Source organism: Streptomyces sp. NPDC056628, from assembly GCF_042792555.1.
Taxonomy (GTDB): Bacteria; Actinomycetota; Actinomycetes; order Streptomycetales; family Streptomycetaceae; genus Streptomyces.
Genome location: NZ_JBHTWG010000007.1, coordinates 161,249 through 186,008 on the forward strand (window position 1 = coordinate 161,249; position 24,760 = coordinate 186,008).

At 72.8% G+C, this 24,760-nt stretch carries 23 protein-coding genes and 1 tRNA gene; 9 read left to right on the forward strand and 15 right to left on the reverse strand.

Going from position 1 to position 24,760, the window contains the following annotated elements:
• Positions 1-78 precede the first annotated feature (78 nt).
• Complete coding sequence (locus ACFRAC_RS12655) at positions 79-1,749, forward strand: penicillin-binding transpeptidase domain-containing protein (protein ID WP_382923886.1); 1,671 nt, start codon at positions 79-81, stop codon at positions 1,747-1,749.
• Between the two features lie 3 nt (positions 1,750-1,752).
• Here the strand turns inward: ACFRAC_RS12655 and ACFRAC_RS12660 are convergent, their stop codons facing one another.
• A complete protein-coding gene (locus ACFRAC_RS12660; RefSeq protein ID WP_382923887.1) occupies positions 1,753-2,115 on the reverse strand; it encodes an SsgA family sporulation/cell division regulator in 363 nt (120 codons plus the stop codon).
• Positions 2,116-2,336: 221 nt separating this feature from the next.
• Here ACFRAC_RS12660 and ACFRAC_RS12665 point away from each other — a divergent pair, with 221 nt between their 5' ends.
• From ACFRAC_RS12665 to ACFRAC_RS12680, 4 genes are all read left to right on the forward strand, one after another.
• Positions 2,337-3,395: an energy-coupling factor ABC transporter permease gene (locus tag ACFRAC_RS12665; protein ID WP_382923888.1), complete on the forward strand. Its 1,059-nt coding sequence runs from the start codon at positions 2,337-2,339 to the stop codon at positions 3,393-3,395.
• Between the two features lies 1 nt (position 3,396).
• Complete coding sequence (cbiQ, locus tag ACFRAC_RS12670; RefSeq protein ID WP_382923889.1) at positions 3,397-4,158, forward strand: cobalt ECF transporter T component CbiQ; 762 nt, start codon at positions 3,397-3,399, stop codon at positions 4,156-4,158.
• Positions 4,146-4,904, forward strand: coding sequence for an energy-coupling factor ABC transporter ATP-binding protein (locus tag ACFRAC_RS12675; protein ID WP_382923890.1), 759 nt, complete (start codon positions 4,146-4,148; stop codon positions 4,902-4,904). Before cbiQ ends, ACFRAC_RS12675 begins: the two co-directional genes overlap by 13 nt.
• A 120-nt stretch (positions 4,905-5,024) precedes the next feature.
• Positions 5,025-6,185, forward strand: a complete 1,161-nt coding sequence (locus ACFRAC_RS12680) for a serine hydrolase domain-containing protein (protein WP_382923891.1) — start codon at positions 5,025-5,027, stop codon at positions 6,183-6,185.
• Between the two features lie 68 nt (positions 6,186-6,253).
• Here the strand turns inward: ACFRAC_RS12680 and ACFRAC_RS12685 are convergent, their stop codons facing one another.
• A complete protein-coding gene (locus ACFRAC_RS12685) occupies positions 6,254-6,529 on the reverse strand; it encodes a DUF1876 domain-containing protein (protein WP_382923892.1) in 276 nt (91 codons plus the stop codon).
• 71 nt (positions 6,530-6,600) lie between these two features.
• Positions 6,601-7,050 carry a hypothetical protein gene (locus ACFRAC_RS12690; protein WP_382923893.1) on the reverse strand — a complete coding sequence of 150 codons (450 nt, stop codon included), beginning with the start codon at positions 7,048-7,050 and terminating at the stop codon, positions 6,601-6,603.
• A 283-nt stretch (positions 7,051-7,333) separates the two neighbouring features.
• Between ACFRAC_RS12690 and ACFRAC_RS12695 the strand changes: the two genes are divergently transcribed.
• On the forward strand, positions 7,334-8,794 hold the full coding sequence (locus ACFRAC_RS12695; protein WP_382923980.1) for a metallophosphoesterase: 1,461 nt from the start codon (positions 7,334-7,336) through the stop codon (positions 8,792-8,794).
• A 13-nt stretch (positions 8,795-8,807) separates the two neighbouring features.
• Here the strand turns inward: ACFRAC_RS12695 and ACFRAC_RS12700 are convergent, their stop codons facing one another.
• From ACFRAC_RS12700 to ACFRAC_RS12715, 4 genes are all read right to left on the reverse strand, one after another.
• Positions 8,808-9,653: an EamA family transporter gene (locus tag ACFRAC_RS12700; RefSeq protein WP_382923894.1), complete on the reverse strand. Its 846-nt coding sequence runs from the start codon at positions 9,651-9,653 to the stop codon at positions 8,808-8,810.
• On the reverse strand, positions 9,650-10,150 hold the full coding sequence (locus ACFRAC_RS12705; protein ID WP_382923895.1) for a YbaK/EbsC family protein: 501 nt from the start codon (positions 10,148-10,150) through the stop codon (positions 9,650-9,652). The genes ACFRAC_RS12700 and ACFRAC_RS12705 overlap by 4 nt, the downstream gene beginning before the upstream one ends.
• Positions 10,151-10,283: 133 nt before the next feature.
• Positions 10,284-12,515: an MMPL family transporter gene (locus tag ACFRAC_RS12710; RefSeq protein WP_382923896.1), complete on the reverse strand. Its 2,232-nt coding sequence runs from the start codon at positions 12,513-12,515 to the stop codon at positions 10,284-10,286.
• 103 nt (positions 12,516-12,618) lie between these two features.
• Positions 12,619-13,218 carry a TetR/AcrR family transcriptional regulator gene (locus ACFRAC_RS12715; protein WP_382923981.1) on the reverse strand — a complete coding sequence of 200 codons (600 nt, stop codon included), beginning with the start codon at positions 13,216-13,218 and terminating at the stop codon, positions 12,619-12,621.
• Between the two features lie 195 nt (positions 13,219-13,413).
• Between ACFRAC_RS12715 and ACFRAC_RS12720 the strand changes: the two genes are divergently transcribed.
• Positions 13,414-16,680 (forward strand): S41 family peptidase, encoded by a 3,267-nt coding sequence (locus tag ACFRAC_RS12720; RefSeq protein ID WP_382923897.1) that lies wholly within the window; start codon positions 13,414-13,416, stop codon positions 16,678-16,680.
• Between the two features lie 84 nt (positions 16,681-16,764).
• Here ACFRAC_RS12720 and ACFRAC_RS12725 read toward each other — a convergent pair whose 3' ends face one another.
• The 4 genes from ACFRAC_RS12725 to ACFRAC_RS12740 all read right to left on the reverse strand — a co-directional run bounded on the left by ACFRAC_RS12725 (position 16,765) and on the right by ACFRAC_RS12740 (position 20,362).
• On the reverse strand, positions 16,765-16,956 hold the full coding sequence (locus ACFRAC_RS12725) for a hypothetical protein (protein ID WP_382923898.1): 192 nt from the start codon (positions 16,954-16,956) through the stop codon (positions 16,765-16,767).
• 93 nt (positions 16,957-17,049) lie between these two features.
• Positions 17,050-17,934, reverse strand: a complete 885-nt coding sequence (locus ACFRAC_RS12730) for an SDR family oxidoreductase (protein WP_382923899.1) — start codon at positions 17,932-17,934, stop codon at positions 17,050-17,052.
• Positions 17,931-18,848, reverse strand: a complete 918-nt coding sequence (locus tag ACFRAC_RS12735; RefSeq protein ID WP_382923900.1) for an alpha/beta fold hydrolase — start codon at positions 18,846-18,848, stop codon at positions 17,931-17,933. The genes ACFRAC_RS12730 and ACFRAC_RS12735 overlap by 4 nt, the downstream gene beginning before the upstream one ends.
• Positions 18,845-20,362: a flavin-containing monooxygenase gene (locus tag ACFRAC_RS12740; RefSeq protein WP_382923901.1), complete on the reverse strand. Its 1,518-nt coding sequence runs from the start codon at positions 20,360-20,362 to the stop codon at positions 18,845-18,847. Before ACFRAC_RS12740 ends, ACFRAC_RS12735 begins: the two co-directional genes overlap by 4 nt.
• Positions 20,363-20,494: 132 nt before the next feature.
• On the opposite strand from ACFRAC_RS12740, the gene ACFRAC_RS12745 reads away from it, so the two are divergent.
• A complete protein-coding gene (locus tag ACFRAC_RS12745; RefSeq protein WP_382923902.1) occupies positions 20,495-21,157 on the forward strand; it encodes a MerR family transcriptional regulator in 663 nt (220 codons plus the stop codon).
• Here the strand turns inward: ACFRAC_RS12745 and ACFRAC_RS12750 are convergent.
• Entirely contained in the window at positions 21,154-21,957 is an 804-nt protein-coding gene (locus ACFRAC_RS12750) for an exodeoxyribonuclease III (protein WP_382923903.1), read from the reverse strand. The two genes, ACFRAC_RS12745 and ACFRAC_RS12750, sit on opposite strands and share 4 nt — an antisense overlap.
• Before the next feature lie 77 nt (positions 21,958-22,034).
• Between ACFRAC_RS12750 and ACFRAC_RS12755 the strand changes: the two genes are divergently transcribed.
• Positions 22,035-22,511 (forward strand): GNAT family N-acetyltransferase, encoded by a 477-nt coding sequence (locus ACFRAC_RS12755; RefSeq protein WP_382923904.1) that lies wholly within the window; start codon positions 22,035-22,037, stop codon positions 22,509-22,511.
• A 122-nt stretch (positions 22,512-22,633) separates the two neighbouring features.
• Here the strand turns inward: ACFRAC_RS12755 and ACFRAC_RS12760 are convergent.
• The 3 genes from ACFRAC_RS12760 to ACFRAC_RS12770 form a co-directional block, all read right to left on the reverse strand.
• Positions 22,634-22,707, reverse strand: a tRNA-Ala gene (locus ACFRAC_RS12760).
• Between the two features lie 84 nt (positions 22,708-22,791).
• Positions 22,792-23,958, reverse strand: a complete 1,167-nt coding sequence (gene glpR / locus ACFRAC_RS12765) for a gephyrin-like molybdotransferase receptor GlpR (protein WP_382923905.1) — start codon at positions 23,956-23,958, stop codon at positions 22,792-22,794.
• A gap of 185 nt (positions 23,959-24,143) precedes the next feature.
• Positions 24,144-24,740 carry a GNAT family N-acetyltransferase gene (locus tag ACFRAC_RS12770; protein ID WP_382923906.1) on the reverse strand — a complete coding sequence of 199 codons (597 nt, stop codon included), beginning with the start codon at positions 24,738-24,740 and terminating at the stop codon, positions 24,144-24,146.
• Positions 24,741-24,760: the final 20 nt, after the last annotated feature.

Genomic DNA, 24,760 nt, shown 5'->3' on the forward strand with positions numbered 1-24,760 from the left:
GACTCTAGGCTGTCGTCGTTGTGCGTGAGGGCAGCGGGGCACTGGGGACCCCTGGGATTCGCGAGGGAACGGAAAGCAGTGGGCACAAGAAAGCGCGTCGCCGAGCGGCGGAAGACCAATCCCGCCGTGCTCGGCGGGATGATCGCCGTCGTCATCGGTGGCGCCGGGTTCGGCGTCTACGCCCTGTACGGCGGTGGAGCCGCGGCCGACTCGCAGTCGGCCTCCGCCGAGCAGCGGGCGAAGAAGGTCAGGTCCGGCCCGCTGTCCGGCAAGGAGGTCACCACGGCCGCCGAGGCGTTCCTCACCGCCTGGCAGAAGGGCGAGGTGGCCGAGGCGGCCGCCGCCACGGACGACGGCGCCGCCGCGAAGGCCCTGCTCACCGGCTACTCCAAGGACGCCCACATCAAGGACGTCACCCTCACGCCGGGTCCCCGCACCGGCGACAAGGTCCCCTTCTCGGTGAAGGGCACCGTCACCTACAAGGGCATCAGCAAGCCCCTGACGTACGACAGCGCCCTCACCGTCGTCCGGCGGGCCGAGGACGGCAGGCCGCTGGTCCGGTGGCACGCGGCGGTCGTCCACCCGGAGCTGAAGGACGGCGACCGGCTCGTCACCGACGCGTCCGGCACCCCGCCGGTGAGGGCACTCGACCGCGACGGCGGCGAGCTGACCGAGAAGACCTACCCGTCGCTGGGCTCGGTCCTGGACGGACTGCGCGAGAAGTACGGCGAGAAGGCCGGCGGCACGGCGGGCGTCGAGCTCCAGGTGGTCCGGGGCAAGGAGTCCCGGAAGGCGGAGCTGTCCGACAGGACGCTGGTGGAGCTGAGCGAGGGCACGCCCGGCATGGTGAAGACGACGCTGAGCCCGGCGCTCCAGGCGCTCGCCGAGCAGCAGGTCGCCGCCAAGGAGAAGGCGTCGGTGGTCGTGCTGCGCCCCTCCACCGGCGAGATCCTCGCGGTGGCGAACTCCTCGCACGGCTTCAACACCGCGTTCCAGGGGTCGCTGGCCCCCGGCTCCACGATGAAGGTCGTCACCTCCTCGCTGCTGATCGAGAAGGGCCTGGCGTCCGCGGACAAGCAGCACCCCTGCCCGAAGTACTTCACCTACGGGCACTGGAAGTTCCAGAACGACGACAAGTTCGAGATCAAGGGCGGGACGTTCAAGGCGAGCTTCGCCCGGTCCTGCAACACAGCCTTCATCAGCCAGGCGCCGAAGCTGGACGACGACAGTCTCACCCAGCAGGCCCAGCAGGTCTTCGGCCTCTCTCTCAACAACTGGTCGGTGGGCGTGCCCACCTTCGACGGTGCCGTCCCGGTGCAGTCCCAGGCGCAGATGGCGGCCGAGTTGATCGGGCAGGGCGGCGTGCGGATGAACCCGCTGAACATGGCGTCGGTGTCGGCGACCGTGAAGGAGGGCACCTTCAAGCAGCCCTACCTGGTCTCCCCGGAGGTGGACGGCCGGTCGCTGGCGAAGGCGTCCCGCGCGATGTCCGCGTCCACGCTCGCGCAGCTGCGCGAGCTGATGGCGTACACGGCGCACTACGGCACGGCGGCCGAGGCGATGGCGGGCGTCGGCGGCGACGTCGGCGCGAAGACCGGTTCGGCCGAGGTCGACGGGCAGAAGAAGCCCAACGGCTGGTTCACCGCCTACCGCGGCGACCTGGCGGCGGCGGGTGTGGCCCAAGCGGCCGGGCACGGCGGTTCGACGGCCGGCCCGATCGTGGCGGCCCTGCTGAAGGCCGGTGGCTGAGGCTCAGCCGCGCACGGGTTCCGCGGCGGCCAGATAGGTCCGCCGCAGGAACCGCATCAGCGCCTTCGTCTCGAACTGGACGACCGAGACACCCTGCGGGGAGTGGAACTCGACCACGGACTGCACCCGGCCGCAGGGCCACACCCGTATCTCGCCGCTCCCGGCGGGGGCGCGCAGCCCCTGCTCCAGCAGGGTGCGTGAGCACGTCCAGTCGTGGGTGTCGCCTCCGGGCAGCCGGATGTGGACGACGCGCGGGTCGGTGTCGGGGTCGTAGCGCAGGACCACGGGGACCGCGTCCTGTTCCGAGGCCAGGATGTCCGCGTCGGTGACGACGTGGGCTCGTGCGTACTGCTCGACTACGGACATCGGACGGCCCCTAACCCGCGTGACATGACGCGTGACCTGTGCGAAGGCCGTGCCTCCGCTCCTTCTCCAATGTGGCACATCTTCCCGATTCCGCTCGTCGTAGCCGGATCGGGCTCAGATGTGTGCGGAATCATGCGGAGGCCGTCCCACGACCGAGGCGGACGCAATGAACAGCCCCTCGCTCTTGCAACTCATTCGCATTAAGCCACTATCATCGAACGGTGCACGTACCTGACGGATTCATAGACGCCCCCACCTCCGCCGTGACCGGAGTGGTCGCCGCGGCCGCCGTCGCCGTGAGCCTGCGCGGTGCCCGGCGCGAGCTCGACGAACGCACCGCCCCGCTGGCCGGGCTGGTCGCCGCGTTCATCTTCGCCGTCCAGATGCTCAACTTCCCCGTGGCGGCGGGCACCAGCGGCCATCTGCTCGGCGGCGCCCTCGCGGCGATCCTCGTCGGGCCCTATACAGGCGTGCTGTGCGTGTCGGTGGTCCTGCTCATGCAGGGCATCCTGTTCGCCGACGGCGGCCTGACCGCGCTCGGCGTGAACATCACCACCATGGCGATCGTGACGACCGTCGTCGCCTACGCCGTCTTCCGGCTCCTGGTGAAGGTGCTCCCCCGCGGCCGCCGCTCCATCACCGTCGCCTCCTTCACCGCCGCCCTGCTGTCCGTCCCGGCGGCGGCCCTCGCCTTCACCCTGATGTACGCGGTCGGCGGCACCACCGACGTCTCCCTCGGCAAGGTCGCCGGCGCCATGGTCGGCGTGCACGTCCTGATCGGCCTCGGCGAGGCCACGATCACCGCGCTGACCGTCGGCGCCGTCGTCGCCGTACGCCCCGACCTGGTGTACGGCGCCCGCGACCTGCGGCAGCGGCTGAGGCTGCGGGTGAACGGCGAACTCGTCGACGCGCCCGCCGGCGAGCCCGCCCCGGTCGCCGCCGCGCGCTCCCCGCGCAAGGTGTGGGCCGTGGGCCTGGTCACCTCCCTGGTCCTCGCCGGGTTCGTCAGCTTCTACGCCTCCGCCAGCCCCGACGGACTGGAGAAGGTCGCCGCCGACCACGGCATCGACAAGAAGACCGAGGACCACGCCGTCGCCGACTCCCCCCTCGCCGACTACGGCGTCAAGGACGTCACCGACGCCCGGCTGTCCGGCGGCCTCGCGGGCGTGATCGGCGTCGGGGTCACCGTCGTCGCGGGCAGCGCGGTCTTCTGGGCCGTGCGCCGCCGCCGTACGGCCGGACCCGCCGACGTCTCCCCCGCGAGCACGAGCGGCGCCTGACATGGGGACGGGGCACGCGCACCGGCTCTACCGGCACGGGCACTCGCCCGTGCACGGTCTGCCGCCGCACACCAAGCTGGCCGCGACGTTCGCGTTCGTGGTCGTCGTGGTCTCCACACCGCGGGAGGCGATGTGGGCGTTCGGCCTGTACGCGGTCCTGCTCGCCGTCGTCGCGCACACCGCCCGCGTGCCCGCCCGGTTCCTGCTGAAGCGGCTGCTGATCGAGGTGCCGTTCGTCGCGTTCGCCGTGCTCATGCCGTTCGTGGCGGAGGGCGAGCGCGTCGAGGTGCTGGGCCTGTCGCTGAGCGTCGGCGGCCTGTGGGGCGCCTGGAACGTGCTGGCCAAGGGCACCCTCGGCGTCGCCGCCTCGGTGCTGCTCGCCTCCACCACCGAGCTGCGCGAGCTGCTGCTCGGCCTGCAACGGCTGAAGCTCCCGCCGCTGCTCGTGCAGATCGCGTCCTTCATGGTCCGCTACGGCGACGTCATCGCCGACGAGATGCGGCGGATGCGCATCGCCCGCGAGTCCCGCGGCTTCGAGGCGAGGGGCGTACGGCACTGGGGCGTGCTCGCCAAGTCCGCGGGCGCCCTGTTCATCCGCTCCTACGAGCGCGGGGAGCGGGTGCACCTGGCCATGGTCAGCCGCGGGTACGCCGGGACGATGCCGGTGATCGACGAGGTCACCGCGTCCCGGGCGCAGTGGACGTACGCCCTGACGCTGCCGCTTTCCGCCCTCGTCGTCTGTCTGCTGGGATGGACCCTGTGACCGCTTCCCTCGAGGTCTCCGGCCTCGCCTTCGCCTACCCCGACGGGCACCAGGCCCTGTTCGGCGTGGACTTCTCCGTCGAGCGCGGCGAACGGGTCGCGCTGCTCGGCCCGAACGGCGCCGGCAAGACGACCCTCGTCCTGCACCTCAACGGCATCCTGAGCGGCGGCACCGGCACGGTGCGGGTCGCCGGACTGCCCGTGGGCCGGGAGCACATGGCGGAGATCCGGCGCCGGGTCGGCATCGTGTTCCAGGACCCGGACGACCAGCTGTTCATGCCGACGGTCCGCGAGGACGTGGCGTTCGGGCCGGCCGCGGCCGGGCTCAAGGGGCCCGAGCTGGAGGCGCGCGTGGACCGGGCGCTGGAGCGGGTCGGCATGGCGGAGTTCAAGGACCGCCCGCCGCACCACCTGTCGTTCGGGCAGCGGCGCCGGGTCGCGGTCGCCACCGTGCTCGCGATGGAACCGGAGCTCCTCGTCCTGGACGAGCCGTCCTCCAACCTCGACCCGGCCTCCCGCCGTGAACTGGCCGACATCCTGCGCTCGCTGGACGTCACCGTCCTCATGGTCACCCACGACCTGCCGTACGCGCTGGAGCTGTGCCCGCGGTCGCTGATCCTGAGCGAGGGCGTGATCGCGGCGGACGGCCCGACCCGTGAACTCCTCGCCGACGACGCGCTGATGAGCGCCCACCGGCTGGAGCTTCCCTACGGTTTCGACCCGCGCTCGGTGCCCACGGACGCCTGACCGCCGCCCCCGCGCGCGAGACGTCGGCCACACTTCGGAATCGACGGTCGCGCACCCATGTTGGATGGGACACCGCAGGCGCCACGGGGGCGCCGGGTGGTCGGTCGAGGGAGCACGAACGTGGACGTGAACGGCACAGTCGCCGAGGGCTTCGAGCCGGTCAGGGAAGCGTTCGCACGGAACTTCACCGGGCTCGGCGAGCGCGGCGCCGCCGTCGCCGTGTACCGCGACGGGCACCGGGTCGTCGACCTGTGGGCCGGCACCCGGGACGTCGACGGCACCGAGCCCTGGCAGCGCGACACCGCGCAGGTCGTGCGCTCGGCCACCAAGGGCGTCGCCGCCGCCGTAGCCCTGCTGCTGCACCAGCGCGGGGAACTGGACCTGGACGCGCCGGTGGCGGCCTACTGGCCGGAGTTCAAGGCGCACGGCAAGGAGCGGCTGCTGGTCCGGCACGTGCTCGGCCATCGCGCCGGGCTGCCGGTCCTGGACGTGCCGCTCACCCCCGAGGAGGCCCTGGACCCCGAGCGCGGCCCGGCGGCCGTGGCCGCGCAGGCGCCCGTCTGGGAGCCCGGGACCGACCACGGCTACCACGCGCTGACCTACGGCTGGCTGCTGGAAGGGCTGGTGCGGCGGGTCACGGGCCGCTGGGTCGGCGCCTGGCTCGCCGAGGAGGTGGCGGGCCCGCTGGGGCTCGACCTGTGGCTGGGGCTGCCGGAGGAGGCGGCCGGCCGGGCCGGCCGTACCGGGCGGGTGGACGGGCCGGAGCCGGCGGGCGCGCTGCGGGCCCGGCCGAAGCGGTCGGTCACCGCGGCCTACGAGGACCCGGACTCGCTCACGCGCCGCGCGTTCGCCGCGATCAGCCCGTTCCCCGACCAGAACGACCCGGTGTACCGGGCCGCCGCGCTCCCGGCGACGAACGGTGTCGCGACGGCCGACGGGCTGGCCCGTTTCTACGCGGCCCTGATCGGCGAGGTCGACGGGGTGCGGCTCCTAGACCCGGCGACGGTGGAGCTGGCCCGCGCCGAGGAGTCGTCGGGCCCGGACCGCGTCCTGGTCGTCAACACCCGCTTCGGACTGGGGTACATGCTGCACGGCACCGCGTCCCCGCTGCTCGGCCCCGGCTCCTTCGGGCACCCCGGACGCGGCGGCGCCCTCGGCTTCGCCGACCCGGAGGCGCGGATCGCCTTCGGCTATGTGACGAACGGCTTCCGCAGGACGGTGACGGCGGACCCGAGGGCGCAGGCGCTGATCCGGGCGGTCCGGGCGTCGTCGGCCGCCTAGGGCGTGTTTCGAAAGTCCCGTCCGGTCCGCGACGCCCTTCGGGCGGACGACGCTACTTTCGACACGCCCTAGACGTTGATCGGGTGCGAGGTGCGGCCGGACGCGGCGTCGATCTCGGTGTGCGCTTTGCCGAGCATCTGCATCGCCAGCTCGTTCAGCGCGCGGGCTCCGGCGATCTCCTCGCCGACGCGGGGCTGGTAGGAATCGGTGTGGTGCCGGCTGGCGTGCCCGTGGGCCCGTACCTCGGTGCCGTCGGGCAGCCGCACCATGGCGACCGCCCGCGTGTGCTGGTCGTCCTCCATGAACTCCATCTCGACGTGCCATCCCACTGCGGTGTGCATCATGACGACCACCTCCGGAAGACCTGCTTCCAGGGTGCTCCTTCACGGACGGGCCCGCCAGAAGGGCACCCGGCTCAGGCGGCGAGGGCGAGCAGCGCGAGATCGGCCAGCAGCAGGGGTGTGTAGAACAGCAGGAGGGTCGGGGTGAACCAGACCTCCCGCCAGGGCATGGCGCTCAGATGGGACGCCACGTTCATCGACAGCGGCTCGACGGTGCTGCCGGGGCGGCGGACGTCGTCGTAGAGCCGGCGGTAGGCCCGTTCCTGGCGCAGGAAGAAGCAGTCGAGGTACCAGAAGCACAGCAGCGGCACCACACCGACGGCCGCGAGGTGCCAGCTCAGCCGGCTCGCGGACAGGGCGAGCAGACCGGCGGCCAGAGTCAGGGCCCAGCCCTTCACCAGGAAGGAGTTGGTCCCCAGCCGCGTGATGGTGGCCTGGATGAACTCCAGGTGCTTGATCCGGTCGGGATGCAGGGGTTCCCGGTCGCCGACCCCCGCGTCCGACCCCTCGCTCAGCGCCGTCACTGTCCGCCCCCTCGGTGAACCGTCCGCCGGGACGATCGTAGTGCGGCGGGCGGGCGGTGGGGGCCGGTCCCGGAGGGTCGAAAGGCCGGTTCCGGACGCCGCGTTCGACCCGGCCGACCCGCGTTTACCCGGGGTCGATCCGGCAACTCGGGATCAGGTGACAACCGGCACAGGGGCCGCCGCAGGCGTTCCCGCCCTGCTTCCGCGGGAGGGTCGCGCCCCGGACCTGGCCCCGCCGCCGGCGCCTCTCGTCCCGTTCCCCGCGCAAGGCCGCCTCGAGGATCTGCGCTGCTGCCTCTCCGCCCATCTCCCCGCCCTCCTGTCGGCTCTCCCGGGCCCCCGTGAGGTGCTGCGCTCCGGGGCGCGGCTGACCCCCGCCCTGCTGCGGTCGGCGGCGACGGCCACCCGGTGGTCCCGCGCACCGCACCCCGACGACCTGGCGGCCGTCCACCTGGAACTGGTCACGCTGACCGAGGACCGCGCGGTCGTCACCTGGTTCACCGGTGTCCCCGGCACCGACGACGGCGCGGGCCGCCCCGTGCCCGCCGTCACCGAGGGCGAGGTCGTCTACGGCACCCACCCGTCCCGGCTTAACCGGGTCGCGTCCGGGGACCGGCCCACCGCCCACCACCAGGTCGAGCTGACCGGTCTGGAGCCGGGGCAGACGTACTACTACCGGGCTCGCTCACGCGGTGTCGCCGCTATTCCCACCCCGCTGCAGCTGGTGCGGGGCAACGCGGTCGGCACCTCGGCGTTCGGGCTGGGCACCCGCAGCGGGCCGTACTCCTTCACGACCCCGCGGCCCCCGCCCGGCCGGCATCTGCTGTCCATCGCGCTCTGCAACGACCTGCATCTCGGCGAGACCACCGCCGGGCTGGTCGGCGGGCTGCCCCTGCCGCGCGGGGTGCCGCAGCGGGCGGGTGGGGAGCCGTACCCGGAGCTCATGGGCCGGGCGCTGGTCGAGGAGGCCCGGCGGCGCGGGGCGGACGTGCTGCTCGCCGGGGGCGACATCTCGGCCTGCGGGGCGGCGCGCGACCTCGCCGAGGCCCGGCGGATCCTCGACGGGTTCGGCAGGCACGGGCAGGACTACTTCGTCGTCGGCGGCAACCACGACCGGTCGGCGGAGAACACCTTCGCCGCCGCGTTCGTGGACGGCGACGGCCCCGGGTACTTCACCCACGACCTCGGCGGGCTGCGCGTCGTCGGCCTCGACACCTACGTCGAGGCCGGCGACGGCGCCGGCGCGGGCGGCCTCGGGCCCGAGCAACTGGCCTGGCTCCGGGATCGGTTGAGGGAGCAGCCGGACCAGCCGACGCTGGTGTTCGGGCACCATCCGCTGACCGTGCGGGACTCGGTGTTCCCGGTGACCCGCGGGCACTGCCTGGACCGCCGGCAGGCAGGTGCCGTGCTCGACGCCTACGCGGACGCGCCCGGCGTCTTCCTGCACCACGCGGGCCACACGCACCGCAACAAGCGCACGGTGCTGGCGCGGGCCCCGCATGTCACCCAGCAGGAGGTCGCGGCGGCCAAGGAGTACCCGGGCGGCTTCACCCTGCTCCGCGTCCACTCGGGCGGCTACGCCCTGAACCACTACAAGGCGGGCGACCTGGCGGCGCGTCAGTGGAGCGAGCGCAGCCGGCGCGTGGCCGCGGGCCTGTGGCCCCACCACTCGCTGGGCCGCACGGTCGGCGACCGCAACAGCATGACGGTCCGTGACCTGTCGGGCATCACGGGACGGGCCTGAGGGACCCGCCGGGTCATCCCGCGTGCAGCATCAGCCCGATCCCGGCGACCAGCAGGAACGCGGCCGCGATACGCGGCGCCCCGAAGCGCTCCTTGAAGAGGACGGCGCCGATGGCGGCGCCGACGATGACGGAGGACTCGCGCAGCGCCGCGACCGGCGCCAGCTCGGCCCGGGTCTGCGCCCACAGGACCAGGGCGTAGGCGGCGACGGACAGGGCCGCGCCGAGCAGTCCCAGCCCCGCGTAGGGCAGCAGCGCGGCCCCGGCCGATCCGCGCCGGCGCACCAGCGTGAACGCCGGGATCACGAGCCCTTGGAGCAGCATCAGCCAGGCGATGTAGCCGAGGGACGACCCGGAGGCGCGGACGCCGAGGCCGTCGAGCAGGGTGTAGGCGGCGATGGTCAGCCCGGTGGCGAGGGCGGCGCCGATCGCGGCCCAGTCGGGCCGGCGGCCGCGCAGCCCCCACAGGGCGACCCCGGTCAGTCCCGCGCAGGACAGGGCGATACCGGCGGCCGCCCAGCCGTCCGGCACCTCGTGGGCGAAGACGGCGGCGAGGACGGCGACCACGAGCGGCGCGGTGCCACGGGCGATGGGGTACGCCTGCCCGAAGTCACCGAGCCGGAACGACGTCATGAGCAGCGCGTAGTACAGGACGTGGACGAGCGCCGAGGCGAGGAGGTACGGCCAGGCGCCCGCGGCCGGGAACGTCCCGAAGGGCAGCAGGGCGGTCCCGATGAGCGCGCCGCCGCCCGCGATGAGGGTGAACCCGACCAGCTTGTCGGTGATGCGGTGCGCGATGGCGTTCCAGCCGGCGTGGGTGACGGCGGCGGTCAGGACGGCCGCGGCGACCAGGGGGGTCACTGCTCGCGCACGTCCACGAGGGCGGCGCCGGCGTGCGCGACGAGGGCCTTCGGCTCGATCGGGAAGACGGCGTGCGGGTTCCCGGCGGCGGCCCACACCACGTCGTGCTCCAGCAGCGAACGGTCGGCGAGGACGCGGGTGCGGGTGCGGTGCCCGAAGGGCGGCACGCCCCCGATGGCGTACCCGGTGGTCTCGCGGACGACGTCGGCCTTGGCGCGGGTGACCTTCGCGGCGCCGAGTTCCTCCCGCACCCGTTCGAGGTCGACGCGGGAGGCGCCGTCCATGAGCACCAGGACGGGGACGCCGTCGGCGGCGAAGATCAGGGACTTGCAGATCTCGCGGAGCTCGCAGCCGATCGCGGCGGCGGCCTCGGCGGCGGTGCGGGCGGCGTCCGGGAAGCGGCGGACGCGGGGCAGCAGTTCGCCGAGGCCGAGTTCCTGAAGGGCCTCGGCGAACCGGGGGTGGGCTCCGGAGCCCGTGCTGTCGGTCGTCGTCATGCACGGCACGCTAGCGGTGCGTGTACGAGCCACGCGAGCCCGTTTCGCGGGCCGGACCGGCATGGCGGAGGCCGGTGAGGGCGCCCCGTCCCCACGGAGCCCTCACCGGCCGGTCCTGATCAGTGGCCGCGGGTCACACGAGGGCCGGCGCGCGGTCCGCGTCCGGGTCGGCGTCCCTGCCGTCCTCGGGGGTGCGCAGGCCCTCGCCCTCCACGTCCACGTTGGGCAGGGCGCGGTCCAGCCACTTCGGCAGCCACCAGGCCCGCTTGCCGAGCAGGGCGAGGACCGCCGGGACGATGGCCATGCGGACCACGAAGGCGTCGAAGAACACCGCGATCGCCAGGCCGAAGCCGATCATCTTGACCATGGACTCGCTGGAGCCGATGAAGCCGGCGAACACCGCCATCATGATCACCGCGGCCGCGGTGACGACCCGGGCGCCGTGCCGGAAGCCGGTGACGACCGCCTGGCTGGGCTTCTCGCCGTGGACGTACGCCTCGCGCATCCGGGTCACGAGGAACACCTCGTAGTCCATGGCGAGGCCGAAGACCACGCCGACCATGAAGATCGGCATCATCGACATGACCGGTCCGGTCTCCTCGACGCCCAGCAGGCCGGCGAACCAGCCCCACTGGAAGACCGCGACGACCGCGCCGAGGGCCGCGAGAACGCTCAGCAGGAACCCGAGGGCCGCCTTGAGCGGGACGAGGACCGAGCGGAACACCACGATCAGCAGCAGGAAGGCCAGGCCGACGACCAGCGCGAGGTACGGCAGCAGGGCGTCGTTCAGCTTCTGCGAGACGTCGATGTTCATCGCGGTCGAGCCGGTGACCAGCACGGTCGCGTCGCTGTCGGCCTGGATGCGGGCGCCCTCGTCGCGGATGGAGTGCACGAGGTTCTCGGTGGTGACCGACGACGGCTTGGCGTTCGGGATGACGGTGATGGTGGCGGTGTCGCCGGCCTTGTTGGGCGCGGCCGGCGTCACGGTGGCCACGTTGTCCAGCCGCTCGATCTCGTCGCCGACGTCGCTGAAGACGGCCTTCGGGTCGTCGGTGCCGCGGGCGTCGACGACGACCATCAGCGGTCCGTTGAAGCCCGGCCCGAAACCGTCGGAGAGCAGGTCGTAGGCGCGGCGCTGGGTGGTGGAGGTGGGCTGGGAACCGTCGTCGCCGAGGCCGAGTTCCAGGGAGGTCGCGGGGACGGCGGCCGCGCCGAGCCCGAGCACGCCGAGCAGCAGCACGGCGACGGGGCGGCGGACCACGAAGCTGGCCCAGCGGGTGCCCATGTTGGGCTTCGCGGTGCCGGACGCGGCCTTGCGCTCGGCGCGCCGGCCGCCCATCCAGCGGCTCTTGGCGCCGGCGGGGCGGACCTTGCGGCCGGCGTAGCCGAGCAGCGCGGGGATCATCGTCAGGGCGATCAGGACCGCGATCACGACGGTGCCGGCGGCGGCGATGCCCATCTTGCTGAGCATGGGGATGTTGACGACCGACAGGCCCACCAGGGCGATGACGACGGTCAGGCCGGCGAAGACCACCGCGGAGCCGGCGGTGCCCACGGCCCGTCCGGCCGCTTCCTCGCGGTCGCGGCCCTCGGCGAGCTCGGCCCGGTAGCGGGAGACGATGAACAGGGCGTAGTCGATGCCGACGGCGAGGCCGATCATCGTCGCCAGGGTCGAGGTGGTGGAGCCGAGCTCCAGTGCGCTGGCCAGGGCGGCGATGGTGGAGATGCCGATGCCGACGCCGATCAGGGCGGTCAGCAGCGGGAGTCCGGCCGCGACGAGCGAGCCGAAGGTGATGACGAGGACGACCGCGGCGATCGCGATGCCGATGACCTCGGTGGCACCGGTCTCGGGGGTCGTCTGGAGGGCGTCACCGCCGACCTCGACGGTCAGTCCCGCGTCGCGGGCGTCCTGCGCGGCGTCCTTCAGGGCCTCGCGCGAGGTGTCCTCCAGCTCCATGCCGGACACCTTGTACTTCACCGACGCGTACGCGATCGTGCCGTCCTTGCTGACGGCGTGCGCGGTGTACGGGTCGGCGACGGATGCCACCTCGGAGCCGTCGGACAGCTCCCGGACGGCGTCCTTCACGGTCGCCTCGTTCCCGGCGTCCGTCATCTTCTGGCCGTTCGGCGCCTTGAAGACGACCCGGGCGGTGGCGCCGTCGGCGCTCATCCCGGGGAAACGTTCGTCCAGCAGGTCGAAGGCCTTCTGGGCCTCGGTGCCGGGGATGGAGAAGGACGTGCTGCCGGCGCTCGGGGCGCTGGCCGCGCCGACACCCGCGAGGGCGAGCAGCGCGACCCAGATGAGGGCGACGAAGTGGCGTCGCCTGAAGGCGAGCCGGCCGAGTTTGTACAGGAACGTGGCCACGAGGGCGTCTCCCGGTCAGGTCGTGGGTTGGTTCTGGGCAGGGGTGATCAGCCCGACGACGTGAGCGGTTACGTCAGGAAAGGGCTTGCGAGAGGGGAACTCGTCAGGTGACGGGGACGCCGAGGGCGGGGAGGACGACGGCGTCGATGTAGGAGGTGAGGAAGGCCTTCGTCGGCGGCCTGTCGTCGATCAGCGACCGTGTGGCGAACGCGCCGACGAGCATGTGCACGACGTAGTCGAGCGCCGGGCGGTCGGCGCGGACCTCGCCGCGGTCGACGGCCCGTCGCAGGATCCGCCGGAACTCCTCCATCTCGGGTTCGATGAGGAGTTCCTTGAATGCCCGCAGGAGGTCGGGGTTGCTGTGCACCGCCATGAACAGACCGCGCATGAGCGCGGCGTTCTGCTGCATGGTGCAGTCGTCCTCCTGGGACGTGAGGGTGTGCAGGTCGCCCCGCAGGGACCCGGTGTCGATGGCGGTGGCGCCGGCCGGCTTGGTGTGCCGGATCGCCTTGACCACCAGCTCCGGCTTGCCGCCCCACTGGCGGTAGAGCGTCGCCTTGCTGGACCGGGTGCGGGCCGCCACGGCGTCCATGGTGAGGGCGTCGTAGCCGACCTCCCGGAGCAGGTCGAGCACGGCCGCGTACATCTCGGCCTCGCGCTCGGGGGTGATGCGTGAACGCCGTGTCGTGGACGCCTCGGTCATCGCTGCCACCCTCCTCCTCCGAACGATACGGTTTCGTACACCTAAGACGATAGCGCACCCCCTAACGAAACGAAACGGTTTCGTTCGTGTCCTGGGTCACGCGCGCCGCCTCCCGGCCGCACGGGCCCGGCACCCATCCGAACGGACGGTATGTCACGACTTGCCCCTGTCGGCCCCCGGGCGAAGCATGGGGAGGTGAGCTACCTGCGCCTACCGCATCTGAGCGGCGACCTGCTGTGCTTCGTGGCCGAGGACGACCTGTGGCTGGCCCCCCTCGACGCCCCGGGCCGCGCCTGGCGGCTCACCGTCGACCGCGCCAAGACCGGCCACCCCCGCTTCTCCCCCGACGGCCGGCACATCGCGTACACGAGCTGGCGCACCCTCGTCCCCGAGATCCATCTCGTGCCCGTCGACGGCGGCATCGCCACCCGGCTCACCTACTGGGGCTCCAGCGACACCCAGGTGTGCGGCTGGGACCCCGACGGGGTGATCCTCGCCGTCGGCTCCCACGGCGAGCCCTTCTCCCACTACACGTTCGCCCACCAGGTGCGCCCCGACGGCGACCCCGGCCGCAAGCTCCCCTGGGGCCCCTGCTCCGACATCCAGGTCGCCGACATCGACGGCGAGCGCCGCACCCTGCTGCTGACCGGCACCCCGCCGCACGAACCGGCGTACTGGAAGCGCTACCGGGGCGGCGCCACGGGCCGCCTGTGGCTGCACTGCACCCGCCTGCTCGCCGGTCTCGACGGGCATCTGCACTCCCCCATGTTCGTCGGCGACCGCATCGCCTTCCTCTCCGACCACGAGGGCATCGGCAACCTCTACTCCTGCGCCCACGACGGCTCCGGCCTGCGCCGGCACACCGACCACGACGCCTTCTACGCCCGGCACGCCGCCAGCGACGGCACCCGGGTGGTGTACCAGTGCGCGGGCGACCTGTGGATCGTGGACGACCTCTCGGCCGACTCCGAACCCCGCCGGCTCGACGTACGGCTGTCCGGCCCGGTGACCGGACGCCGCCGGTACCAGGTGCCGGCCGCCCAGCACATCGAAGGCGTCTCCGTGGACGAGACCGGCCGCGCCAGCGCCGTCGTCGTCCGCGGCAGCCTGTACTGGCTGACCCACCGCGACGGCCCCGCCCGCACCATCACCGACACCCCCGGCGTACGGGTCCGCCTCCCCGAGATGCTGGGCCCCGTCGGCCAGGTCGCCTATGTCACCGACGCGGACGGCGAGGACGCCGTGGAGATCGCCTACCTCCCGCGCGCCACCGGCGACCGCGAGCCGCGCCGGCTGGCCTCGGGCGCGCTGGGCCGGGTCCTGGAGACGGTCGCCGACCCCAAGGGCGAACGACTCGCGATCGCCGCTCACGACGGCCGGCTGCTGCTGCTCGACGCGACCGAGGACTCTGGGGGCACCTCCCGGACGAAGTCTGGGGGAGGCGAGGTCACCGAGCTGATCCGGTCCGTCAACGGCCCCGTGCGCGATCTCGCGTTCTCCCCCGACGGCGGCTGGCTGACCTGGTCCCACCCCGGCATCGGCCGCACCCTGCGCCAGATCAAACTGGCCCGGATGAAGGACCGGCTGATCGTCGACGTCACCGACGGCCGCTTCGAGGACGAGAACCCGGTCTTCACCCGGGACGGCCGCTATCTGGCGTTCCTGTCCTGGCGGGGCTTCGACCCGGTCTACGACGTGCACACCGGCGACCTGTCCTTCCCGCTGGGCTGCCGCCCCTACCTCGTCCCGCTGTCCTCGGCCACCCCCTCCCCGTTCGCCCTGACCCCGGAGGGCCGGCCCGCCGCCGGGGGCCTGGACCCGCTGAGCGACGAGGAGGGCGGCGACCCGGGCACGACGACCGTGGAGACCGAAGGGCTGGAGAGCCGGGTCACGCCGTTCCCGGTGACCGCCTCCAAGTACTCGGCGCTGCGCCCCGTCGCCGGCGGCGGACTGGTGTGGCTGCGCTGGCCGATCTCGGGCGCGCTCGGCGAGACCTTCGCCAACCCCGACGACACGACCGGCCGGCCCACCCTGGAGCACTTCTCCGTCGGCAAGGCGAAGAAGACCGAACTGGTCGGCCACCTCGACTCGTTCGCGGTCAGCGGCGACGGCACCCGGCTGGTCGTCCTCGACGAGGGTGACCTGCGGGCCGTCCCCGCCGGCGAGTCCGGCGACAGCGACAGCACGGTCTGGATCGACACCCGCCGCATCCTGCACGAGGTGGACCCGGCCGCCGAGTGGCGGCAGGCGTACGCCGAGGCCGGCCGCCTGACCCGGGCGTACTTCTGGGACCCCGGCATGTGCGGCATCGACTGGGACGCGATCCTCGACCAGTACCGCCCGCTCGTCGAACGCGTCTCCACCCCCGACGAGTTCGCCGACCTGCTCCGCGAGGTCCTGGGCGAGCTCGGCACCTCGCACGCCTACGTCACGGCCGCCCGCCGCAACGAGGGCCCGCCGCACTACCAGCGCTGGCAGGGCCTGCTCGGCGCCAACTTCGTCCGCCGCGACGAAGGCTGGACGGTCCGGCGCATCCTGCCCGGCGACTCCTCCGACTCCAAGGCCCGCTCCCCGCTGGCCGGCACCGGCATCCGCGAGGGCGCGGTCCTCACCCACGTCGACGGCCGGCCGGTCGACCCCCGCACCGGCCCGTACCCGCTGCTGGCCGGGGCCGGCGGCACCACGGTGGAGCTGACCTTCGTCCCGGCCGAGGGCGTCGCCGGCCGCGCACGCCGCGTCGCCGTCGTCCCCCTCATCGACGAACGGCCCCTGCGCTACCAGGACTGGGTCACCAAACGCCGGGCCGTCGTCCGGGAGCTGAGCGGCGGACGCTGCGGCTATCTGCACATCCCCGACCTCGGCGGCTCGGGCTGGGCCCAGTTCAACCGCGACCTGCGCATGGAGGTGTCCCGCCCCGCGCTCCTCGTGGACGTGCGCGGCAACGCGGGCGGCAACATCAGCGAACTCGTGGTGGAGAAACTGACCCGCAAGATCCTCGGCTGGGACCTCACCCGCAATGCCCAGCCGGTGTCGTACGCCTCCAACGCGCCGCGCGGCCCCATCGTCGCCCTCGCCGACGAGGCGACCTCCTCCGACGGCGACATGATCACCGCCGCGTTCAAGCTGCTGCGCCTCGGACCGGTCGTCGGCCAGCGCACCTGGGGCGGTGTCGTCGGCATGACGGGCCGTCACCGCCTAGGCGACGGGACGGTGATCACCGTCCCGATGAACGCCGCCTGGTTCGACGCCTACGGCTGGTCCGTCGAGAACAGGGGCGTCTCCCCCGACGTCGAGGTCCTGCGCACCCCCCTGGACTGGGCGGAGGGCCGCCACGCTCAGCTCGCCGACGCCGCCGAACTCGCCCTGGAACTCCTGAAGTCGCACCCGCCGGCCACACCGCCGGACTACTCCCACGTGCCGGACCGGTCCCGGCCGAGACTGCCACCGCGGCCGGCGCCCTGACAGCGCGCCGGCCGGCACCCGCCCACGCGAACGCGGGGCACCCACCAGAGCCGGGGGCACCCCGCGTTTCAACGAACCGACCGACTACCGGTCGTAGTCGACGTCGAAGCGCTCGTCGTCCTCACGCTCACGCGTGCGGTCGGACTCCTCGTCCCGCTGCGGCCGCTGCGGGCGGCCCCGCTCCGGCTGCTCCTGCGGACGGCCGCGCTCCTGCTGCCCGTGCTGGCGCGCACGCTCCTGGAGCTGCTCGGACTTCTCCTTGAACTGGTCCTTCATGCCCATGTGGGTTCACTCCCGTAGTGGGTCGGATCGGCCCCCTCGCTGGGGCCTCGACCAGATTCACACGGGCCGTAACCCTGCGCATGTCGATCAGTCACGGCGTGTAGTCCTCGCCTGTTCGTCGGCCTCGCCGCCCGCCCCGACCAGGCCCGTCCGCATGCCGTCCAGCCGGTCCGCGAAGCGCCGCATCTCCCGCTGCCCCACGGTCCCGATGAGCGCCGGCAGATACCCGCGCACCCCCTGCATGCCGCGCAGCCACCACTGCCCGTACACATGGCTGGACCGCCGCTCGATCCCGGCCACGAGCCGGTCGACCGCCGGTCCCAGCGGGTAGGTCTTGTTCGCCGGCCACACCAGCCGCTGCCTCAACTCCCGCATCACGTCGTTCTCATCGGCACCGCGCACCATGTCGGTGTCCGTCCACGACAGATAGCCGACGCCCACCCGCACGCCCTTGTAGCCGACTTCGGCCCGCAGGCTGTGCGCGTACGCCTCCACACCGGACTTCGACGCGCAGTACGCCGACATCATCGGCGCCGGGGTGACGGCCGCGAGCGAGGCGATCTGCAGCAGGTAGCCGCGGCTCTCCATCAGCAGCGGCAGGAACGCCCGCCCGGTCACCGCCGACCCGATCAGGTTGACCTCGATGACCCGCCGCCAGGACTCCGGGTCGGACTCGACGAACGGCCCGCCCGTCGCCACACCGGCGTTGGCGACCACGATGTCGACCTTCCCGAACCGCTCCTTCACCTCCCGCGCCACCCGCGTCATCGCCTCGTGGTCGGTGACGTCGGCGTGCCACTGGTCGCTGTCGCCGTGCAGCCGCTCCGAGACCTGCTTGAGCACATCCGGCTCCAGGCCCACCAGCGCCACCGACGCGCCCCGCGCGGACAGCTTGCGCGCGAGCAGCTCCCCGACCCCGCGCGCCGCCCCGGTGACGACGGCGACCTGACCCTCAAGGCTCACCCTGCTCATGCACCCTCCTTGACCTGCGTGTACGTCGTGACGAGTTCACGTATCTTCCCGGTGACCAGCTCGGGTGCCTCGATGGGCGTCATGTGCCCGAGCCCCTCGAGCTCCGTCACGCCGAGGCAGTTCGGCAGCGCGGCGGCCAGCGAGCGGGCGTGCACCGGCGGGGTGAGCCGGTCGGCCGTGCCGACGACCACCGCAGTGGGGACGGTCAACTCCCCTATGCCGTGGTCGAGATCGATCAGCGCCAGCACCTGCGACCAGGCGTGCCGCACGGTCCGCGGGCAGGCGTGCACGATCCGCGCGCACGCCTCGACCATCTCGGGCGCCGAACGCGGCCCCATCGTCGCGTACTTGAGGATCGCCCGGGCGGCCGCCGTGACCGGCCCGAGCGGCGCCCGCGACCCGAGGAGGCGCCCCGTCAGCCGGGTCCGCAGCCCGCCCGCCCGCAGCGGCAGCACCGTCGACTCGGCGACCAGCCGCGACGCGCCCGTGCTGCACAGCAGGACGGCGGCCACGTGCTCCCGGAAGGCCGGACGGGCGGCCGCCGCCATCACGGTCATCCCGCCCATCGAGTGCCCGGCCACGACGGCCTTCTCGCCGGGGGCCAGCGTGGCCCTCAGGACGGCTTCCAGGTCGTCGGCGAGGGCGTCCGTGCTGCACACGGCACCTGCCGGGCTGCGTCCGTGACCGCGCTGGTCGTAGGCCACGACCCGGTGGTCCACGGCCAGTTCGCGGATCTGCGCCGCCCAGAAGGCCGTCGAACAGGTCCAGCCGTGCGCGAGCACGACGGCCGGAGCGCCCTCCGGTCCGTGCACCTCCACGTGCAGCCGGGCCCCGTCGGCGGACTCCACCGTCAGCTCACGGACGGGCGCGGGCGGCGCGTACGGCCCCGAGGCCACGCTCGTCAGGCGGCTCACGCGGACACCTCCACGTTCTCGCCGCTGTGCGCGCGCTCCGGCGCCGAGGACCGGACGACGGCGTACTCCGCGAGGTCCACCCGGCGGGTGGCCCGCCGGAACTCCGCCGTCGTGCCCGGCCACACCGTGGTGTTGCGGCCGTTGGCGTCCAGGTACCAGCTGGTGCAGCCGCCCGTGTTCCAGACGGTCCGCGTCATCCGCTGCTGCACCCGCCGGTTCCAGGCGTGCACGGCGCTCGGCCGGGCGTCCAGGGCCACCCGCCCGCCGAGCACGTCGAGCTGGCGCACGAAGTCCACCATGTAGTTCAGCTGGGACTCGATCATCAGGATCATCGACGAGTTCCCCAGGCCCGTGTTGGGCCCGATGATGGTCATCCAGTTCGGGAACCCGGCGGCGGACGCGCCGCGCAGCGCCTCCATCCCGCCCTTCCACACCTCGGCGAGGGTCTTGCCCTCCGCACCCACCACGCGCTCGGCGATGGGCATGTCGGTGACATGGAACCCGGTGCCGAACACGATCGCGTCGACCTCGGCCTCGCTGCCGTCGGCCGCGACGAGCGTCGAGCCCCGGATCTCGCTGAGCCCGCTGGCCACCACGTCCACGTTGGGCCGGGCGAGGGCCGGGTAGTACGCGCTGCTCAGCAGGATCCGCTTGCAGCCGATGCGGTAGTCGGGGGTCAGCTTGGCCCGCAGCTCCGGGTCCTTGATCGCACGGGCCATGTTCCGCTTGGCCAGGCCCTCGATGAAGCCCAGCTCGTTCGGGTGCTTGGTGAACGCCTGCACCTGGAGCTCCCGGATGCCCCACAGCAGGCCCCTGCGCACCCGGCTGGTGAACGGCAGCGCCCGGTGCAGCGACCGCTCGGCCCCGCTGATCGCGCGGTCCATCCGGGGCATGACCCACGGCGGGGTGCGCTGGAACAGCGTGAGCCGCTCCACCTGGGGCTGGATGGACGGCACAATCTGGATGGCGGAGGCGCCCGTGCCGACCATGGCGACCCGCTTGCCGCGCAGGTCGTAGTCGTGGTCCCAGCGCGCCGAGTGGAACACCTGCCCGGGGAAGGACTCCAGGCCCGGGATCTCGGGGATCTTCGGGTCGGACAGCGGCCCGGTGGCGGAGACGACGAGGTCGGCGGAGAGCTCCCCCCGGCTGGTCTCGATGTCCCAGCACAGCCGCTCGCCGTTCCACGTCATCCGCTTCACCTCCGAGTCGAAGCGGATGTGCGGCCGCAGCCCGAAGGTGTCGGTGACGTGCTCCAGATAGGCGCGGATGTGCTCCTGGCCGGAGAAGGTGCGCGGCCAGTCCGGGTTGGGCGCGAACGAGAAGGAGTACAGATGGGACGGCACGTCACAGGCGCAGCCCGGATAGCTGTTGTCCCGCCAGGTGCCGCCGACGCTGCCCGCCCGTTCCAGGACGACGAAGTCCGTGACGCCCTCGCGCCGCAGCCGTACGGCCGCCCCCAGCCCGCCGAACCCGGACCCGATCACCGCGACGCGCACATGTTCGCGTTCGGCCATGCGTGTGCCTCCCTGCTCCACCGGAATCACGCCAGTGAACACTGGCATGGTGGGGAGCGTAGAGGAGCCCCGTACCGACCGGTAGGGGGCGGGCCGAGGAAAGTTACCCGCGGTACGAATTAAGGTGCCCGAGTGACCGAGAAGCGTGAGTACCGCATGGAGGAACTGGCCCGGCTGGCCGGCATCACAGTGCGCACCCTGCGCTTCTACCGCGAGCGCAAGCTCATCCCGCCACCCCGCCGCGAGGGCCGCATCGCCTGGTACGACGACCACCACCTGGCCCGCCTGCGCACCATCGCGGCTCTCCTGGAACGCGGCCACACCCTCACCGGCATCGCCGAACTCGCCGAAGCCCTCGACCACGGCCGCGATGTCGCCGACGTGCTCGGCGTCACCCCCACCGAGGAGGAGCCGGTCCGCCTCACCCCCGAGGAACTCGCCGCCCGCTTCGAGGGCCAGGTCACCCCCGAGAACCTCGCCGCCGCCCTCGACCTCGGCTACCTCGGCACCGACGGCGACGAGATCGTCCACATCAGCCGCCGCCTGCTCGACGTCTCCTCGGCCCTCGTCCGCGAGGGCATCCCCCTCGCCGAGGTCCTCACCGCCGGCCGCCGCATCCGCGAACACGTCGACGCCATGGCCGACCTGTTCGCCGACCTGGTCCTGCGCCACGCCGGCGAATCCGACCTCCCCCGCCTGCGCCCCCTGGCCCGCAGCGTCGTCGAGGCGGAACTCTCCCTGGCCCTGGACCGCCGGCTGCGCAACCAGAGCGAGCGGGACCAGCCACAGGACTAGGTCGTGTAGACGACCGTCACCGGCGCGTGGTCCGACCAGCGCTCGCCGTGCGTGGCGGCGCGTTCCACGTACCCCTTGAGCGCCCGGCCCGCGAGCCCCGGCGTCGCGACCTGGAGGTCGATCCTCCATCCTGTGTCGTTGTCGAACGCCCGCCCCCGGTACGACCACCAGGAGTACGGCCCCTCCACGTCCGGGTGCAGGGCGCGGACGACGTCGACGTAGCCGCCCTCGGACGGGTCGAGGACGCGGGTCAGCCAGGCGCGTTCCTCGGGCAGGAAGCCGGAGTTCTTCGCGTTGCCCCGCCAGTTCCTGAGGTCGGCCTTGTCGTGGGCGATGTTCCAGTCGCCGCAGACCAGGACCTCGCGGCCGTCGGCGGCGGCACGTTCGCGCAGGTCTTTCAGGTGGGCCAGGAACTCGGTCATGAAGCGGTACTTCTCGTCCTGCCGCTCGGTGCCGACCTCGCCGGAGGGAAGGTAGAGGGAGGCGATCGTCACACCCGGCAGGTCGACCTCCGCGTAGCGGCCGCTGGCGTCGAACTCGCTGGACCCGAAGCCGACCCGTACCCGGTCGGGCTCGCGGCGTGTGTAGAGGGAGACCCCGGCGCGACCCTTGGCGGCCGAGGGCGCGTGCAGGACGTGCCAGCCCTCGGGGGCGCGGACAGGCTCGGGGAGCTGCTGCGGCTCGGCCCGGACCTCCTGGAGGCACACCACGTCGGCATCGGTTCCGGCCAGCCACTCCACGAAGCCCTTCTTCGCGGCGGCCCGGAGTCCGTTCACATTTACAGAGGTCACAGTCAGCACCCAGGTACTTTACCGGCACACTGGACGTTGTCCGATTCTGGAATGTCCCGATCTTGAATTGATATACGGTATTCAGCATGCATATTCGCCCGGTTCCCTTCGACCACCCCGACGCGGTCAAGCTCAACGACCAGGTCCAGGCCGAGTACGCCGTCCGCTACGGCGACGACGGTGACGCCACGCCGCTCGCCGTGGCCGACTTCGCGCCCCCGCGGGGCCTGTACCTGATCGCGTACGACGCGCTCGGCGTGCCGGTCGCCTCCGGCGGCTGGCGGACGCAGGACGAGAACGGCGAGGGCAACCGGGACGGCGACGCCGAGCTGAAGCGCATGTACGTGGTGGAGGACGTGCGCGGCCGCGGGATCGCGCGGCGCATCCTGGCGGCGCTGGAGGAGGACGCCCGATCGGCGGGCCGCCGGCGGATGGTGCTGGAGACGGGCGTGAAGCAGCCGGAGGCGGTGGCCCTCTACACGTCGAGCGGCTACGAGCCGTGCGAGAAGTTCGGCTACTACCGCTTCCACGAACTGAGCCTGTGTTACGCCAAGGCGCTGTGAGCCCCGGCACGCATCCGTGGCGGGTGATCGGGGGTCAGACCCCGGCGCCCGCCGCCTCTTTCCCGACCCTGAGACATGCCAAAGCCCCGGTCGGGAGATCCCTACCGGGGCTTTGGGCTGCGTGGACCTGAGGGGATTCGAACCCCTGGCCCCCTCGATGCGAACGAGGTGCGCTACCGGACTGCGCCACAGGCCCTTGCAACGAGTGAAACTTTAGCACCCCGATCGGCGTGCTCGGAAATCCGTTGCCGGGCGGCCGGGCGGCCGTGCCGGGCCGCCGTCACTCGTTGGCGGCGCGCGGCCGGTCGCCGTCCTCGTACTGGTCGAACAGCGGTGTGCGGCCCCGCTCGCGGGCCCGGCGGGCGGACGCGGCCCGGCGGGCGTCGCTGCGCTCGCCCCCGTCGGTGCGGTCGTCCTCGGCCGCGGCGGAGGCGTCGGCGGACGCGGCCTCGTGCTCGTGGCCGACGGCGCTGGAGCGGGCCGAGCTCCACGCGTCCGGTGCGCCGAGGTCGACGTCGGAGGTGGCGCGGGGGGCGACGGGCGCGGTCACGTACGTCGGCAGGGGGACGGGCACCGGGTCCCAGCTGTCGCCGTGCCCGGGGCGCCGCTGGCGCTCGCGCTGCTGGTCGACCCACTCGGCGTGGTCGGTCTGCTCGACGAGGGCCCGCCGGTCGGCGGCGAGCGCGGACAGGTCGGTGCCGGTGTCTGGTCCGGCCCCTTCGTCGGACTCGGCGGCGCCGGACGGGGCGTCGCCGGGTCCGCGGCGGCGGTTCCGGCGGGCGTGTTCGCGCAGCCGCTGTGCGGCGACCTCGGCGCCGCGCCGGTCCATCTGGTAGGCGAAGCGGCGGCGCTCCTGGGACCGCAGGTAGGCGATGTACCCGCTGAGGAGGACGGCGGGGACGCCGGGCGCCCAGAGGAAGGCGAGTCCGCCGACGGCGGCGACGATCGCGCCGAGGGTGAAGGCCAGGAAGAGCATGACGGTGGTGCGCCGGCGGCGCGCGAGGACCTTCAGGCGCCGGGCCCGCGCTGCGGCCGCCTCCTCGGAGGGGGACCTCCGGGGGGCCGGCACGCGCTTGCGGGCCTGGGCGTCGGGCTCCCGGGGGGCTTCGGGGCGTGCCGGGTCCGGGCGGGCCGGTGCCTGGGCCGGTGCCGCCGCCTGGGTGTGCGGACGGGTCGGGGGCACGGCGAAGGCCCGGACGTCCACCGACTCGGTGACGTCGTCCGGGTCGTCCGCGCCGGGCTCCCCCTCGCCGGTGGAGCGGGCGCGCAGGTCCTTGGCGTACCGGCGCTCCATGCCCGCCCGTCCGGACAGCAACCGGATGGCCGTGCTGAAGCGTTCCGTCGGACGGGCCTCGTTCAGCTCGTCCTGCCTACGGAGCCACATCGGCACCAGGTAGGCGGCCCAGGCCCCGACGATGACTGCGTAGATGAGGCCGCTGCTGCTCACGCCTCACACGGTAGAGGGGTTTGCTTGAGGCCATCCGCCAATTGAGCCGGTGTGTCGCACGATCTGGCTGATATTTCGAACTTTTTTTGTGACCGATGCGATCAGCAGCCCGCCGAGGCCGCGAATTTCACGCCCTCAGCCGGTCATCCGCCGATCAATTTCGAACATTTATTCAATTCCCGGGGTTACGCGGGATTGCCTCGTGTGTTCTGCGGCTTGGCGGGCGGGGTGGCCTGCGCACGGGTGCGGTGCCAGCGCCCGAGCAGTCCGTCCGGGACCTCTTCCGCGGTGAGCGCGAAGACGAGGTGGTCGCGCCAGGCCCCGTCGATGTGCAGATAACGCGGACGCAGTCCCTCTTCGCGGAATCCGAGTTTCTCCACGACCCGGCGGCTGGGCCTGTTCTCGGGGCGAATGCAGACCTCGATGCGGTGCAGACCGACGGTGCGGAAACAGTGGTCCACGACGAGCGCGACGGCGGCCGGCATGACCCCGCGGCCCGCGACGGACTCGTCCACCCAGTAGCCGACGTGCCCCGAGCACATCGATCCCCAGGTGATCCCGGCGACCGTCAACTGCCCGACGAGGCGCCCCTGGTACTCGATGACGAACGGCAGCATGCGGCCCGCGTTCGCCTCGGAGCGCAGGTGCCGCACCATCTGGCGGTAGGTGGGCCGGTGCGCGATCGGCCCGCTGGGCGTGGGCGGCGGGATGGTGGCCTCCCAGGGCCGCAGCCAGTCCCGGTTGCGCCGGTTGACCTCGCGCCACACCCGCTGGTCGCGCATCTTTATCGGCCTGAGGACGA

Excerpts from the sequence above, each read along its gene's own strand:
- ACFRAC_RS12660 (WP_382923887.1), bottom strand. The coding sequence starts at position 2,115 with ATGTCCGTAGTCGAGCAGTACGCACGAGCCCACGTCGTCACCGACGCG.
- cbiQ (WP_382923889.1), top strand. The coding sequence starts at position 3,397 with ATGGGGACGGGGCACGCGCACCGGCTCTACCGGCACGGGCACTCGCCC.
- ACFRAC_RS12675 (WP_382923890.1), top strand. The coding sequence starts at position 4,146 with ATGGACCCTGTGACCGCTTCCCTCGAGGTCTCCGGCCTCGCCTTCGCC.
- ACFRAC_RS12685 (WP_382923892.1), bottom strand. The coding sequence starts at position 6,529 with ATGATGCACACCGCAGTGGGATGGCACGTCGAGATGGAGTTCATGGAG.
- ACFRAC_RS12705 (WP_382923895.1), bottom strand. The coding sequence starts at position 10,150 with ATGACGACGACCGACAGCACGGGCTCCGGAGCCCACCCCCGGTTCGCC.
- ACFRAC_RS12715 (WP_382923981.1), bottom strand. The coding sequence starts at position 13,218 with ATGACCGAGGCGTCCACGACACGGCGTTCACGCATCACCCCCGAGCGC.
- ACFRAC_RS12725 (WP_382923898.1), bottom strand. The coding sequence starts at position 16,956 with ATGAAGGACCAGTTCAAGGAGAAGTCCGAGCAGCTCCAGGAGCGTGCG.
- ACFRAC_RS12730 (WP_382923899.1), bottom strand. The coding sequence starts at position 17,934 with ATGAGCAGGGTGAGCCTTGAGGGTCAGGTCGCCGTCGTCACCGGGGCG.
- ACFRAC_RS12740 (WP_382923901.1), bottom strand. The coding sequence starts at position 20,362 with ATGGCCGAACGCGAACATGTGCGCGTCGCGGTGATCGGGTCCGGGTTC.
- ACFRAC_RS12755 (WP_382923904.1), top strand. The coding sequence starts at position 22,035 with ATGCATATTCGCCCGGTTCCCTTCGACCACCCCGACGCGGTCAAGCTC.
- ACFRAC_RS12770 (WP_382923906.1), bottom strand. The coding sequence starts at position 24,740 with ATGCGCGACCAGCGGGTGTGGCGCGAGGTCAACCGGCGCAACCGGGAC.